This is a genomic window from Kitasatospora sp. NPDC034023 (assembly GCF_055575795.1).
In genome coordinates this window covers 1-1,683 of record NZ_JBVIRY010000106.1, presented here as the reverse complement: position 1 = coordinate 1,683, position 1,683 = coordinate 1, and the positions used below count along the sequence as shown (strand labels likewise).

1 protein-coding gene is annotated in these 1,683 nt (G+C 70.4%); it reads right to left on the bottom strand.

The genetic code is table 11. The features are described from left to right. Positions 1-155: 155 nt before the first annotated feature. On the bottom strand, positions 156-1,562 hold the full coding sequence (locus ACZ52R_RS43450) for an IS1380 family transposase (RefSeq protein ID WP_465755575.1): 1,407 nt from the start codon (positions 1,560-1,562) through the stop codon (positions 156-158). Between the last annotated feature and the right edge of the window lie 121 nt (positions 1,563-1,683).

Here is a 1,683-nt window from a genome sequence, read left to right as displayed (position 1 = left end):
CCTCCGTGTTTCGGTTCGCGTCGGCTGATCTGGGGTGATCCCTGTGTCGGGGGTTGTGGGGCTGCCGTGGGACGTTGGGCATGCCGAGGGCCCGGCGCGATGGCCGGGTGCTCCTGGGTCCTCGGGTTGTGGGTGGTCAGGGGCTGCTTCGTCTGTCAGGTGGCCGGTCGGGGTAGTGCCACCAGGCGGCTGAACGCTGTGGTCAGTTCGTGGCGCCAGGGCCAGGTGCCGGCGATCCGCAGGTATAGGCGGCGGGCTCCGCGCGTGATCCGGGCGGCAGCGTGCAGGAGGCGGTAGCGGAGCTTCTTGGGCTCGGCGGTGGCCAACTCGCCGTCCAGCAGCAGGGTCCGGGCCCAGGCGAGCAGGTCGATGGCGGTCAGGGACAGCTCCAGCCAGGCCTGGTTGATGGCGAAGTGGCGGGAGGGGAAGCGGCCGAAGCCGGTGGTCTTGCCGCAGCGGATGTGGTCCTCGACTCGGGCGTGAGCGCGGTGGCGGACCTCCAGGTACTGGATCGAGGCGCCGCTGGCGACGGGGGTGTCGGTGAGGAAGACCTGGTGGCGCATGCCCTCGTCCTGGTCGAACAGGGACAGCTGGGCGCCTGGGTGGGGGCGCTCTCGTCGGACGATGATGCGGGTGCCGTCCGGGTATCCGGTGAGGTCGACCAGGCCGGTCAGCTCGGCGACTTCGGCACCGGCACGAAGGGTGCCGTCCTGTTCCAGGGCCGGGTGCCAGACCTGGTCGGGTAGGACCCGGATGGCCTTGCGAACCTGTTCGGTGACGGCGTGTCCGACGGAGAAGGTGGTCTGGATGCCTCGCTGCCTGAGGGCGCGTAGGTGGGCGAGGAAGGCTTTGGCGCTGCCCGCGCTGTCAGTGCGGATGAGGACCGGGGTGCCGTGGCGGTGGGCGTCGGGAATCTGCGCGAGGGCCGCGTCGACGACCGTGATGTGGTCGGCTGCGGTGTTCGCTCCGGCGTTGCCGGGTCGCAGGATGCCGGCCAGGGCCTCGCCGGTGTTGTCCAGGAAGCAGAGCATCGGGTGGTAGCCGAAGCCGCGTTTGTAGGTGGCGGCCGCCTCTTCCTTCTCGGAGTGGCAGGTGACCAGGGTGGCGTCGATGTCCAGGACCAGGCCGGGCAGTTGACGTCCTCCGGCGCGGGCTGGCGGTATCCCGTCCGTGGTCTCGGCGGTCTGCAGCCAGGCGACCTCGCGGGCCTGGGCCCGGGCTGCCCGCAGTGCGTTCAGGTTGTTGGTGTCGATGCCGGCCAGGACGCGCCAGGCGGTGGGGGTGGAGGCGACGGGGCCGAACACGTCACGCTGGTCGCGGAGCACGGCCAGGTCCCGGATCGCCTCGCCTCCGTCGGCGAGCATCACCGCCAGGTCCACCACGACGCGGCCGGGATCGTGCCCGGTCCCGCGCGGTCGCAGCCGGTGCAGAGCGTCGCTGAAGGCGCTGGTCAGCGAGGTGGCGTCGGCCAGATCCGCCAGCAGACGCGAGCCGGCGTGGTTGACCACCCCGTGCCCGTCGGCGCTGACGACGAGCTTGGGGCGTGACCGGGTAGTGTGCACGCAGAAAGTGCCTTCCTGCTGGTACGACTGGGACCTTAGACAAGCCTCATCGTTGCAGCTCAGAAGGCACTTTCGCTTTTCCGATCATGCTCCGGACGCGACCCCGGATGAAACACGCAGG